Below are 13,244 nucleotides of genomic sequence, written 5' to 3' on the forward strand. Positions count from 1 at the left end.
TGATTTATAAAGAAAACGTCCCGCGACAATGCGCAGGACGTGGTGAAATTGACTAACTTTTGGTGAATACTTAACGTTTATCTGCCACCAGCTTTAAGGCATGTTCCAACACGTTAATATCCGCTCCGGCTTTGTGCGCATTTTCGCTCAGATAACGACGCCACTGACGTGCCCCCGGAATGCCCTGGAACAGCCCCAGCATATGGCGGGTGATATGCCCCAGATAGGTTCCCTGGCTCAGTTCACGCTCAATGTACGGGTACATGGCGCGCACCACGGCAACAGGGTCCGCATCAGCGCCAGCACTGCCGAAAATTTCGCGATCCACAGACGACAGAATACCGGGATTTTGATAGGCTTCACGCCCCATCATCACGCCATCCATATGTTCAAGATGCGCTTTCGCTTCTTCCAGCGATTTAATACCGCCGTTGATCGACATAGTCAGTTGCGGGAAATCACGCTTTAGCTGATAAACGCGGTCATAATCCAGCGGTGGGATCTCGCGGTTTTCTTTCGGGCTCAGCCCGGAAAGCCAGGCCTTGCGGGCGTGGATGATAAACATCTCGCATTCGCCTTTACCAGAAACCGTGTTGATGAAATCACACAGAAATTCGTAGCTGTCCTGGTCATCAATACCAATACGGGTTTTGACCGTGACCGGAATCGATACCACATCGCGCATCGCCTTGATGCAATCAGCAACCAGCTGCGCGTTGCCCATCAGGCAGGCACCAAACATCCCATTCTGTACGCGGTCAGAGGGGCAACCTACATTAAGGTTAATCTCATCATAACCCCGTGCTTCAGCCAGCTTCGCGCACTGCGCCAACGCCACCGGGTCGCTTCCGCCCAGCTGTAATGCTATCGGATGCTCTTCGTCGCTATACGCCAGATAGTCGCCTTTGCCATGAATGATTGCCCCGGTGGTCACCATCTCCGTATAGAGCAACGTCTGGCCAGACAGTAAGCGCAAAAAGTAGCGGCAATGTCTGTCCGTCCAGTCGAGCATCGGCGCGATAGAAAAACGATGAGCAGGAAAAGCGGTGGACTGAGATTCAGGCAGCATGGCGAATAATTAAGCATCCGGTTAAAAAAGGGCGCTACTATAGCATAGACCGCGACGATAGTGAGCCACATCGTCGCGGATCCCCTCACGCTATTTCTGCCCTGGCTTTCCGTCGTGGGAACCAAAAAACTGCGGTGGATGGTCCACCCAGCGATCTTCGCGCGTGGCCGCATACACCGGGTTGAGCGGGTAATAGATTCGGTTAAATTTTTTATTTGCCTCACCGACGACCAGCAGGCGTACCTCTTCACTGGTGTTATTGATAAAGGTGTGGCACACGCCAGTTCCTGCCGGAAATCCAACGCTGTCGCCCGGTTCCAGCTTCCATAAATAACCGTTAATCCACGCCTCCGGATACCCTTCAAGCACGTAGATAAACTCTTCTTCATCGCTTTCGGCGTGAGGATACGACGTGCGGCGGCCCGGTGGCAGGCGTTCATGATGAATGCCGAGGCGTCCCAGGCCCAGTTTGCGGGCAAGCGGCGCGCCAATAGAAAACAGCTCATCGCTGCCGGGATAAGTAGAGTCATCTACCCCTTCCACCTCGCGCCAGTGGCGAATACAGTCCGGTCTTTTCATTTTATATTTTCCAGTATTGCGATGCGTCAGGTATAGCACACGGCGGCGGATCTCGGCGTTTTAAGCAGAACATGATAAAGTAAGGGAATATCCTTCCACGCAAATCGAGGCGCTAAAATGGAAAGAACCCCTACCCAGGAGTTGTTGGCTCAAGCTGAAAAACTCTGTGCGCAACGTAACGTGCGGCTCACGCCACAACGCCTCGAAGTGCTGCGTCTGATGAGCCTGCAGGAAGGAGCGATTAGCGCCTATGATTTGCTTGATCTGCTGCGGGAAACCGAGCCACAGGCCAAGCCGCCTACCGTGTATCGTGCTCTCGATTTTCTGCTAGAACAAGGTTTTGTCCACAAGGTGGAATCCACCAACAGCTACGTGCTCTGTCATCTGTTCGATCAACCCACCCACAGCTCAGCAATGTTCATTTGTGACCGCTGCGGTGTGGTGAAAGAAGAATGTGCGGAGGGAGTAGAAGACATCATGCATGCGCTGGCGGCGAAAATGGGTTTTGCCCTGCGTCATAACGTGATTGAGGCACATGGTCTGTGTCAGGTCTGCGTGGAGGTTGAAGCCTGCCGTCACCCTGGCGACTGCCAGCATGACCATTCGATTCAGGTGAAGAAAAAAGTCGGGCGCTAAGCGGAAGAACGTACATCCTTGTACATTCAGGCGGGAGGGGATAATTACCAACGGTAGTCGTTGCGGGTTTCCCAATCCTTCACTTCTTTCTCCGCCTGATCTTTCGCGTAACCGTAACGTTCCTGGACTTTACCCACCAACTGGTCACGCTTACCTTCAATGACCGTCATATCATCATCGGTCAGTTTGCCCCATTGCTCTTTCACTTTACCTTTCAACTGCTTCCAGTTACCGCCGACTTCGTCTTTATTCATCATCAGATCCTCATCGTTAGGTTGTGAATAGCGAGAGTGCTGCGTCCAGACACGCTATGTTTTTGCTGGACGTGAGAATAAGTGTAGTCAGTGATTCTGAGTTCTATTTATTATTCGGAACTTTTAACCATCCTGTTCAGGCAAACCAGGTACCATTTCGCCAGTGACGCCGCCAGATGAAGGCCAATGAAAGTCCACGCAGCGCCAGAAAAACGGCGAGCGCCAGCCATAAACCGTGGTTTCCCAACAGCGGTAACGCGAATAAGGTTAATGCGAATCCCACAGCGGCAACGGCCATGCTGTTACGCATTTCTGCAGCTCGCGTCGCGCCAATAAACATACCGTCGAGCAGGTAACACCAGACGCCTACCAACGGTAACACCACCTGCCAGATGAGGTAACGATCGGCTAACTGCTGAATCTGTGGCAAGGAAGTCAACGATGCAATGATGTGCCCGCCGAAAAGGGCATAGACCAGCGAAAAAAGGATCGCCACAATTCCCGACTGCCGACACGCGGCTCGCCAGACATCCAGCAGTTGGCTGCCATCCCGCGCGCCATAAGCCTGACCAGAATGTGCTTCCACGGCATAGGCAAATCCGTCCAGCGCATAGGCGGTGAACGTCAACAGAGTCATCAGAACGGCGTTGACTGCAATAATATCGCCCCCGAGACGCGCCCCCAGCACCGTAATCGCGCCAAAACAGAGCTGCAACAACAGCGAACGCAGCATGATGTCGCGGTTCAGCGCCAGCAAACGGCGAAAGTTTCCGCGCCATGCCTGTTTCAGTATCGCGAGTGAAACACCACGCAGATGGAGAACCTTGCGCACCATCAGCAGACCAATCAACAGCGTGGCATATTCTGCAATGACCGTCGCCAGCGCGGCCCCCTGCACGTTCATATGCAGGCCCATCACCAGCCATATATCGAGCACAATGTTAAGGATATTGCCGACAATCAGCAGGATAACCGGCGCCCTCGCGTACTGAACACCGAGCAGCCAGCCAAGCAGCACTAGATTCGCCAGCGAGGCTGGCGCGCTGAGCCAGCGGATTTCAAGGAAGCGCCGGGCCTGTTCCAGTACCGCTTCACTGCCACCGACAATGTGCAGCGCCAGATCGATAATCGGCATGCGAAACACCGCAATTGTCACCCCAGCTCCCAATGCCAGAATCAGCGGTTGCACCAGCGCACGTGCCAGCGCCTGCGGATTTTTTGCGCCAAATGCCTGAGCCGTCAGCCCGGTGGTACTCATGCGTAAAAAGAGCAGCAGCATAAAGAGAAAACTGGTTGCCGTCGCCCCAACGGCTACGCCGCCAAGATAGACCGGGCTATCCAGATGACCAATCACCGCCGTATCCACCAGTCCCAGCAGGGGAACGGTGATATTGGAGAAAATCATTGGTAAGGCGAGGTGCCAGAGTGCTTTATCAGAGGAGGTAAAGAAAGGCATACAGAAAAGCCTGATGAAAAGAAGTGAAAACTAACTGTGGCGCAGAATGCGCCACAGTATTAATACAGAATTACAGCCATTCACCGTTACGGATAACGCCGACGGCCAGTCCTTCAATAGTGAAGTTTTGCTCGCGCAGGTCAACAACGATAGGTTTGAATTCGCTGTTTTCTGGCAGAAGCTCGACTTTATTTCCCTGCTTTTTCAGTCGCTTAACCGTCACTTCATCATCGATACGAGCAACCACCACCTGGCCGTTACGCACGTCCTGCGTTTTATGCACTGCCAGCAGGTCTCCGTCCATAATCCCAATATCTTTCATCGACATTCCGCTGACGCGCAGCAGGAAATCGGCATTCGGTTTGAACAATGAAGGATCGACCTGATAGTGGCCTTCGATGTGCTGTTGCGCCAGAAGCGGCTCACCTGCGGCAACACGGCCTACAAGCGGTAATCCTTCTTCTTCTTCATGCAACAAACGAATACCACGCGATGCGCCAGAGACGATTTCGAGCACCCCTTTACGCGCCAGCGCTTTCAGGTGTTCTTCAGCCGCGTTTGGGGAACGGAACCCCAAACGCTGCGCGATCTCCGCACGCGTCGGTGGCATACCTGTCTGGCTGATGTGATCTCTAATAAGATCAAACACCTCTTGCTGCCTGGCCGTTAACGCTTTCATTCCGCCCCCTGGGTGTATATACAGTTATGCTGTGAGTATATACAGCTAAAGGCGATTTTGGAACCGCAAACTGCACAAAAAACAGGAGATTTATGAAGTTGTGGAATCCTTATCGCAAATGCGACCACAACAGGATGCCCCAGGTGATCAGGGCGACAAAAATAGATAGCAGAACGGCTGCCGACCCCATATCTTTAGCCCGACCGGAAAGTTCGTGATACTCAGATCCAATACGGTCAACTACAGCTTCAATGGCGCTGTTTAAGATTTCAACGATCATCACCAGCATCACCGAGCCAATCAACAACACGCGGGTAATGGCATCGACATCCAGCCAGCAGGCGATGGCAACCCCCAGCAGCACGGCAACACTTTCCTGACGAAATGCTGCTTCATTTATCCATGCGGCGCGGAAACCTTTCCAGGAATAGCCTGCAGCTTTGATAATTCGGGTGAATCCAGTGGTATTATTGGCCATCAAAAAGAACCTTTTTACATTATTAGCGTCAATGTCATTGTAACGTTACCCCGTTTGTTTCAGGGTGTGGCAAAGCAGCGCGAAGTATGACCGGATACACCAGAAATTCACTAAACTTTCTGATATCCTTGCAGCGCATTTGCATTATTAACCAGAGGCTTTACATCGTTTATGTCCGGCTGGCCACGAATTTACTACAAATTACTGAATTTACCATTAAGCGTCCTGGTAAAAAGCAAGTCTATTCCGGCGGAACCTGCCCCGGAGTTGGGACTCGATACGTCTCGTCCCATTATGTACGTTCTACCGTACAACTCAAAAGCTGACTTGCTGACGCTGCGTGCTCAATGTTTGGTGCACGATCTCCCCGATCCCCTGGAACCGCTGGAGATAGACGGGACTTTACTGCCGCGCTACGTGTTTATTCACGGCGGCCCGCGCGTGTTTACCTATTACACGCCAAAAGAAGAGTCCATCAAGCTGTTCCATAACTATCTCGACTTGCATCGCAGCAATCCAGACCTGGATGTGCAGATGGTGCCGGTTTCGGTGATGTTTGGTCGTGCGCCAGGACGCGAGAAAGGCGAGGTCAATCCGCCGCTGCGTATGCTGAACGGTGTACAGAAATTCTTTGCGGTGTCCTGGCTCGGTCGCGACAGTTTTGTCCGCTTCTCGCCTTCGGTCTCCCTGCGTCGCATGGCAGACGAACACGGCACGGATAAAACCATCGCCCAAAAACTGGCGCGCGTGGCGCGTATGCACTTTGCTCGCCAGCGCCTGGCCGCAGTCGGCCCGCGCCTCCCTGCCCGTCAGGATCTGTTTAATAAGCTGTTGGCCTCAAAAGCGATCGCCCGCGCGGTAGAAGATGAAGCGCGCAGTAAAAAAATCTCCCACGAAAAAGCGCAGCAAAACGCGATTGCGCTGATGGAAGAGATCGCCGCCAACTTCTCCTATGAGATGATCCGCCTGACGGACCGTATTCTGGGCTTTACCTGGAACCGGCTATATCAGGGCATTAACGTTCACAATGCGGAACGTGTACGCCAACTGGCGCACGACGGCCATGAAATTGTCTATGTGCCCTGCCACCGCAGCCATATGGACTATATGCTGCTGTCGTACGTTCTGTACCACCAGGGGCTGGTTCCACCGCACATCGCTGCCGGGATCAACCTGAACTTCTGGCCAGCAGGTCCGATTTTCCGTCGTCTGGGCGCGTTCTTTATTCGTCGTACCTTCAAGGGCAACAAGCTGTACTCCACCGTTTTCCGCGAATACCTGGGCGAGTTGTTCAGCCGCGGTTACTCTGTTGAGTACTTTGTCGAAGGCGGACGCTCACGTACCGGTCGTCTGCTGGACCCGAAAACCGGCACGCTGTCGATGACCATTCAGGCGATGCTGCGCGGCGGTACGCGTCCGATTACCCTCGTACCAATCTACATCGGCTACGAACACGTGATGGAAGTCGGCACTTATGCAAAAGAGCTGCGTGGCGCGACCAAAGAGAAAGAGAGCCTGCCGCAGATGCTGCGTGGCTTAAGCAAGCTACGTAACCTGGGCCAAGGCTACGTCAACTTTGGCGAACCGATGCCATTGATGACCTACCTCAACCAGCACGTGCCGGAGTGGCGTGAATCTATCGATCCTATCGAGTCGATTCGCCCAGCCTGGTTAACGCCGACGGTAAATAACATTGCCGCCGATCTGATGGTGCGCATTAACAACGCTGGCGCGGCCAACGCCATGAACCTGTGTTGTACCGCGCTGCTGGCTTCCCGCCAGCGCTCTCTGACCCGCGAACAGTTAACTGAACAGCTTGATTGCTACCTCAGCCTGCTGCGCAACGTACCGTATGCGTCAGATGCGACGGTTCCTGCGCAAAGCGCCAGTGAGCTTATCGATCACGCCCTGCAGATGAACAAATTTGAGGTTGAGAAAGACACCATCGGCGACATCATCATTCTGCCGCGTGAGCAGGCGGTATTGATGACTTACTATCGCAACAATATTGCGCATATGCTGGTGCTGCCGTCACTGATGGCGGCGATTGTGACTCAGCATCGCCGTATTTCGCGTGCTGCGTTACAACAGCATATTGACGCACTGTATCCGATGCTGAAAGCCGAGCTGTTCCTGCGCTGGGAGCGCGATGAACTCGCAGGGGTGATCGACGAACTGGCTGAAGAAATGCAGCGTCAGGGTCTGATTACAGTGCAAAACGATGAACTGCAAATCAACCCGGCCCGCTCCCGCACGCTACAGCTGCTGGCGGCAGGTGCGCGCGAGACTCTGCAGCGCTACGCTATCACCTTCTGGCTGCTGAGTGCGAACCCGTCCATCAACCGTGGTACGCTGGAGAAAGAGAGCCGCACCGTGGCCCAGCGTCTTTCCGTACTGCATGGTATCAACGCGCCGGAATTCTTCGATAAAGCGGTGTTCAGTTCTCTGGTGCTGACCCTGCGTGACGAGGGCTACATCAGCGACACCGGCGATGCCGAGCCGGAAGAGACGATGAAGATCTATCAGATGCTGGCCGAGCTGGTCACATCCGATGTACGTCTGACCATCGAGAGCGCCACACAAGGCGAGTAAGCATAAAAAAACCGGTCGACATGACCGGTTTTTATTTTGCAGACTAACCTAAACTCAAAGATGCCAGTAACTCATCGCCAGACCTAAAAACAGCACCAGGCCCACATAGTTATTATTCATAAACGCTTTAAAGCAGGCATCCCGTTCGCGGTTAACGATCAACTTCTGCTGATACACAAACAGCGCACCCGCAACCAGCAGAGACCAATAATAGCCCAGCGCCAGTCCGTTTAGCCAACCCACCAGCGCCATCAGCCCCAGTACGCCCACCTGCAGAATCCCAATGATCAACTTATCGTTCTGACCAAACAGAATCGCGGTTGATTTAATGCCAATCTTCAGGTCATCATCCCGATCAACCATCGCATACTGCGTGTCGTAAGCCACCGCCCACAGAATATTGGCGAGGAACATCAGCCAGCAGCTCAGCGGTACAGACTCGCTCACCGCGGCAAATGCCATCGGAATAGACCAGCCAAACGCCGCGCCCAGCACCACCTGCGGCAGATGCGTGTAGCGCTTCATGAAGGGATAGACCCACGCCAGAGCTAGCGCGGCAATAGATAACAAAATCGTCATCGTATTTAGCGTTAACACGAGCAGGAAGGCGAGCAGCACCAGCACAACAAACAACGTGCGGGCCTCTTTCTCAGTCACCGCTCCGCTTGGCAGTGGTCGATTCGCCGTGCGTTTGACATGTCCGTCAAATTTTCTGTCGGCGTAATCATTTACCACGCATCCGGCAGCGCGCATTAACCACACTCCGGCAACAAAAACCGCCAGGATCCACAATTGCGGCACCCCAGGGGTTGCCACCCACAGCGCCCACAGCGTTGGCCAGAGCAGCAGTAAGGCGCCGATTGGCTTATCCGTACGCATCAAGCGGTGAAACGCCAGTAGCTTATTCTGCGTCAGACTCCACTCCATCTTTATAATCCTCTCAGTACAACGGCGATGCAGGTAAAAAAAGCTCGGTAAGCATCAGCGGCTTACCGCTCAGTCGCAGGCGGGAACGACGCCCCCACAGCGCTGCATCGCGGCCAATCTCAATAAAATCTCGGGTCAATGTCGATGATGTAAACAGGTAGCGCCCGAGCGGGGTTTTCCCCAGATTTTGCAAGGCCAGCTCAGGGCCGCACAACGTAGATTCAGGCACCACTGTGCGCCCGGCAAGCCAGGGTTCACCATCCGCGCAGAGCAGGATTTCACGTAGCCAATAGCGGGATTCTGTCGGTAGCAGCGTCAGTTCTTCAGCCACCTCATTTTGACCAACAAATCCTTCTCGTATCAACGTTACGGTTACCCGTTTTCCCTGCTGCTCAAAACGTTTGGTCATGGAGTCTTCCAGTAACAACCAGTCAAGCAGTTGGGGGTCTAGCGTCGGGATCGCATCAAAATAACGCAGCGCACGCAGTTGCGTTAACGCAGGGTGTGGCATGCCTTACTCTCCGATTTATAACCTGGAGGCATTGTATCGCAGAAAAGGCATTACGGGGTGAGCAAACATAATTAAGTGATCGGCAGAGCAACATAAGTGTAACAAGTAGCACCGAAGGATAAAAAAAGGTGCGCCAGGAGACGCACCAGTTGTTGCAAAATCAGCAATGTGGGGAGACGGTTACCCCTTGCCTTTTACACTGCTGATAAAGGTGGAACGGGCAGATTTCGATCCCAGACGTTCAGCTTCATCAAGCAGCTTCAGCGCTTTATCGACATCGCCTTTCGCAACGGCATCCTTAATAGCCTGGTTAAAATAGCTTTCAGTGTCGTTCAGCATCGGCTCGCTTTTCTGCGGTGCAGGCGCCGCTACCGGAGCGGCTACCACCGCAGTCGGAGCCGCATAGGCTGCTGCAGGCGCGGCGGTATTACCCACCGTCACCGGTCCTGGACCGGCGGAGCCAAACAGCGGCCCGACCAGTACACTGGAAGAAGAGCTGGTTTTCACTTTCAGATTCAGCAAGCCATCGGTGGTATGACGGGCGATTGGGTCCGGAATATCTGGTACAGCATTACCCACGCCCTTGGCATAGGCTTTTGCCGGGTCAAGCAGGGTCGTGGTCTGTTGGAGATCTTTCTCGGTGGTAAAGACCAGAACATAGAGCTTCTGCTGGCCCAGCGCTGGCGTCAGGCGCATGACCCCTTCCAGGCGATCCGCGCTCATCACGCCCGGTTCCTGGTAGGTGAAATAGCTGCTGGGGAAGAAAGCAGATGGCGTCATGTTCTGATCAAGAATCAGCACGTTTGGCGCAAATACGCTGGTTTGTTTGTTCACTTCGCTGGAAAGCGTCAGCGTCAGCTCACCAATATTGGCCGGTACGCTATAGGCGGCAACCGGACCGCTAATCCCCGCCACGTCCAGTCGTTGACCGGCAGTCGCAAGCTGCGTGGATTGGGTTTTGGATTGATCTACGGGCGTCCAGGCTAATTGTTGCAGTGCGGCTGTGGGAATAGCGGGTGCGCCAGTGGTGTTCTGCGGCACAAAATTCACATCGGCCAGGCTGATGCCGGGCGCACTGGCAAATAACCCTGCAGATAAACAAAGGGCAACGAGACTTTTCTTCATTTTCATTGTTATCACCTCAGATAGCATGGGTTCAGCGGTGGCCAGGCAATAGCGCGCTAAACCTTAAGTAAGAGGGGCTTACGCCCCTCTTTCGGTCATGACGTCAGATTAATGCTGGATTACCACCAGATTTCCATCTGGGCACCGAAGGACCACTCGTCGCTGTCGCCACGGCTGGTGGTGCTGATACCGGAATTAGTCGCCGCAGCGAATTTGGTTACGTCGTTACCATTTTTGACGTAGCCCCATTCTTCATCCCATTTTGCATACGTTGCGAAGACGCGGATTGCCGGGCGTGACCAGATGCTGTCGCCAGCCTGCCACTGTTGCGCCAGGGTGATTTTGTACTGGCTGTTGCGATCGCTGGTCTGTTGCGATTTCACGTTGTCATAGCCAACTTCCAGCAAGGTGCTCATGATCGGCGTCCATTTGTACATCGGACGGATACCCACGGTGTACCACTCGGTACCCAGGTCGTTATCCATGTCGAGGTTCTGGTACATACCGACGTACATCAGATCCCATTTGTCGCCCAGGGAGATTGCACCGTGGTCCAACACGCGGAACAGGCTACCGTTGTTATTGACGACGTTATTGGCGATATTCGAAGTAGAACCATCTGGATTGGTAATGGTTCCGGTAGAAGAACCATAAGAGCCTTGGTTCAGGCCTTTACCCTGAGTGGTCATGGAGTCTGTCGCATACTGAACGACAAACTTGTTATAGCCTTTCAGCATGCTCTGGGTATGTTCAGCGGTGAACATCCAGCCATCTTTTGAAGCACCGTCTGCCAGGCTGTAGTCATCGGTGGTGTTAGCACGACCGTAGTCCACACCCAGTTCCAGCATACCGTCCGGGTTAATGGCCATCTGCGCTAAACGCACGTCGAACACGTCGTTAGCGGTGTCTTTGGTACGGTCATAAATATTCTGGCTGCTGAACGCGTAAGAGCCGCCCGCTTCCTGAGAACGCGTCGCTGCCAGGGCCAGTTTACCGAAGCCCAGATCGATGTTTTCAATACCGGCACCAGGACCAGAGATATCCCAGTAGTAGAAGTCGATCATGTGAACATCATGACGCTGATAGAAGCGCTTACCGGCCCAGATAGTAGAACCAGGCAGCCATTCGATCAGGTTTTTACCCTGCACGTTTGCTTCACGGAATGCCGGGTCGGTACCTTCCCAGTCATTCTGCTGTGCGACGGAGTAAGCGACGTTGGTGTCGAAGTAGAAGCTCTTATCGCCTTCTTTCCACACTTCCTGGCCCAGTTTCAATTCCGCATAGGTTTCACATTCGTTACCGAGACGGTATTTACTTTGTGCACCGGTTGCCTGGAAACACTGTTGTTCACCGCCACTCCCCGTCCAGCCAATACCGGAACGAGCGTAACCGTGGAAATCTACAGCCATTGCCTGAACAGACATAATGCCTGCTGCTACAGCAACCGCCAGAGGGAGTTTGCGCAGAGTAATCATCGTTCTATCTCCTGAGATCATTGCTTTTCTTTAAACGCTTCACCCTTCGGACTGCCTCTTTGTTGGCTGCGTTCTTTCACTTGCCGCCTCGATGCAGTCGCGAATAGTTTTGCGTTTTGTTTTTTTAATGGGGACCTTAAACGCCCGGCTCTTGGTGCAACCGACGACATGCAGTGCCATCCTCACGGAACAGATGGCAACGCTCTGGCGGCAGGCCGATAGCGAATGTGGCACCCTCTTCTACCAACACCACGTCGTTCTGGCGGTAAACCAGGTTTTGACGGATGGCGGGGATCTGGATATGAATTTGCGTTTCGTGGCCCAGTTGCTCGACCACCTGAACTTCGCCTTCAAGCGTGACGTCAGCAATATCGCTGGGCAGCAGATGTTCCGGGCGAATACCTAAAGACATGTTGGCGCCAACCTGAACGGCGCGACTTTCTACCGGTAGCCAGATTTGCTGGCGGTTAGGTAATTCAACCTGCACCTGATCAATAGCGGTCGCGGTGACTTTCACCGGCAGGAAGTTCATCTTCGGTGAACCAATAAAGCCCGCAACAAAGCGATCGGCTGGGTAGTGATACAGCTCCAGCGGCTTACCGACCTGCGCCACGCGACCGGCATCCAGCACCACGATTTTGTCGGCCAGCGTCATCGCTTCGACCTGATCGTGGGTAACGTAAATCATCGTGCGACCCAGACGTTTATGCAGGCGGGAGATTTCAATACGCATCTGCACGCGCAGTGCTGCGTCAAGGTTGGAAAGAGGTTCATCGAGCAGGAACACGCGCGGTTCGGCCACCAGCGTACGGCCAATCGCCACACGCTGACGTTGACCACCAGAAAGCGCTTTTGGCTTACGCTCCAGCAGGTGCGCCAGTTGCAGGACTTCAGCGACCTGATTAACGCGCTGATTCATGACGTCTTTTTTTGCACCGGCCAGTTTGAGGCCAAAGGACATGTTCTCGGCAACGGATAAATGGGGATACAGCGCGTAGGACTGGAAGACCATACCGACGCCACGTTCGGCGGGCGGGATTTCATTCATTCGGGTGTCCCCGATATACAGGTCGCCGCTGGTGATGGTTTCCAGCCCGGCGATCATACGCAGCAGAGTCGACTTACCGCAGCCTGACGGTCCGACAAACACCACGAATTCTCCTTCGTGAATGTCGAGATTGATATCCTTCGATACCACCACGTCACCCCAGGCTTTCGTTACATTTCGCAGCTGTACGCTCGCCATGCCCTTCTCCCTTCGTTACAACCTGTCATCGACAGCAACATTCATCATGGGCTGACTATGCGTGATCCATTAGGAGCGTGAATCCTCCACCCCCCGGCTTTTTTATGGGGGAGGAGGCGGGAGGATGAGAGAGCAGCGTCTGAGACCCTGGCAGTACGCCGTCAAGGAATTTCGTGATGTTGCCCGCAAAAATCAGTGGGTTTTTATGTGCGCCAGC

Annotated in this window: 13 protein-coding genes; 2 read left to right on the plus strand and 11 right to left on the minus strand. The window is 53.8% G+C overall.

What is annotated here, in order from left to right; translation table 11 throughout:
* Positions 1-70: 70 nt before the first annotated feature.
* Positions 71-1,069 carry a tRNA dihydrouridine(20/20a) synthase DusA gene (gene dusA / locus E4Z61_RS15395; protein ID WP_135323534.1) on the minus strand — a complete coding sequence of 333 codons (999 nt, stop codon included), beginning with the start codon at positions 1,067-1,069 and terminating at the stop codon, positions 71-73.
* A 90-nt stretch (positions 1,070-1,159) separates the two neighbouring features.
* Positions 1,160-1,648, minus strand: coding sequence for a cupin domain-containing protein (locus tag E4Z61_RS15400; protein WP_135323535.1), 489 nt, complete (start codon positions 1,646-1,648; stop codon positions 1,160-1,162).
* 117 nt (positions 1,649-1,765) lie between these two features.
* Here E4Z61_RS15400 and zur point away from each other — a divergent pair, with 117 nt between their 5' ends.
* Positions 1,766-2,284, plus strand: coding sequence for a zinc uptake transcriptional repressor Zur (zur, locus tag E4Z61_RS15405; protein WP_135323536.1), 519 nt, complete (start codon positions 1,766-1,768; stop codon positions 2,282-2,284).
* 44 nt (positions 2,285-2,328) lie between these two features.
* Here zur and E4Z61_RS15410 read toward each other — a convergent pair whose 3' ends face one another.
* From E4Z61_RS15410 to E4Z61_RS15425, 4 genes are all read right to left on the minus strand, one after another.
* A complete protein-coding gene (locus E4Z61_RS15410; RefSeq protein WP_096758718.1) occupies positions 2,329-2,538 on the minus strand; it encodes a CsbD family protein in 210 nt (69 codons plus the stop codon).
* Between the two features lie 136 nt (positions 2,539-2,674).
* Positions 2,675-3,994 (minus strand): MATE family efflux transporter DinF, encoded by a 1,320-nt coding sequence (gene dinF, locus E4Z61_RS15415; protein WP_135323537.1) that lies wholly within the window; start codon positions 3,992-3,994, stop codon positions 2,675-2,677.
* 70 nt (positions 3,995-4,064) lie between these two features.
* Positions 4,065-4,673 (minus strand): transcriptional repressor LexA, encoded by a 609-nt coding sequence (gene lexA / locus E4Z61_RS15420; RefSeq protein WP_135323538.1) that lies wholly within the window; start codon positions 4,671-4,673, stop codon positions 4,065-4,067.
* Between the two features lie 109 nt (positions 4,674-4,782).
* A complete protein-coding gene (locus E4Z61_RS15425; protein WP_003826594.1) occupies positions 4,783-5,151 on the minus strand; it encodes a diacylglycerol kinase in 369 nt (122 codons plus the stop codon).
* A 171-nt stretch (positions 5,152-5,322) separates the two neighbouring features.
* Here E4Z61_RS15425 and plsB point away from each other — a divergent pair, with 171 nt between their 5' ends.
* On the plus strand, positions 5,323-7,743 hold the full coding sequence (gene plsB, locus E4Z61_RS15430) for a glycerol-3-phosphate 1-O-acyltransferase PlsB (RefSeq protein WP_135323539.1): 2,421 nt from the start codon (positions 5,323-5,325) through the stop codon (positions 7,741-7,743).
* Positions 7,744-7,797: 54 nt separating this feature from the next.
* Here plsB and ubiA read toward each other — a convergent pair whose 3' ends face one another.
* The 5 genes from ubiA to malK all read right to left on the minus strand — a co-directional run bounded on the left by ubiA (position 7,798) and on the right by malK (position 13,027).
* Entirely contained in the window at positions 7,798-8,670 is an 873-nt protein-coding gene (gene ubiA / locus E4Z61_RS15435; protein ID WP_135323540.1) for a 4-hydroxybenzoate octaprenyltransferase, read from the minus strand.
* Positions 8,671-8,683: 13 nt separating this feature from the next.
* Positions 8,684-9,181 (minus strand): chorismate lyase, encoded by a 498-nt coding sequence (gene ubiC, locus E4Z61_RS15440; RefSeq protein WP_135323541.1) that lies wholly within the window; start codon positions 9,179-9,181, stop codon positions 8,684-8,686.
* A gap of 180 nt (positions 9,182-9,361) precedes the next feature.
* A complete protein-coding gene (gene malM, locus E4Z61_RS15445; protein WP_135323542.1) occupies positions 9,362-10,312 on the minus strand; it encodes a maltose operon protein MalM in 951 nt (316 codons plus the stop codon).
* Between the two features lie 113 nt (positions 10,313-10,425).
* Positions 10,426-11,781, minus strand: coding sequence for a maltoporin (locus E4Z61_RS15450; protein ID WP_135323543.1), 1,356 nt, complete (start codon positions 11,779-11,781; stop codon positions 10,426-10,428).
* A 136-nt stretch (positions 11,782-11,917) separates the two neighbouring features.
* A complete protein-coding gene (gene malK / locus E4Z61_RS15455; RefSeq protein ID WP_135323544.1) occupies positions 11,918-13,027 on the minus strand; it encodes a maltose/maltodextrin ABC transporter ATP-binding protein MalK in 1,110 nt (369 codons plus the stop codon).
* Positions 13,028-13,244 lie beyond the last annotated feature (217 nt).

This window comes from Citrobacter tructae (assembly GCF_004684345.1).
Taxonomy (GTDB): Bacteria; Pseudomonadota; Gammaproteobacteria; order Enterobacterales; family Enterobacteriaceae; genus Citrobacter; species Citrobacter tructae.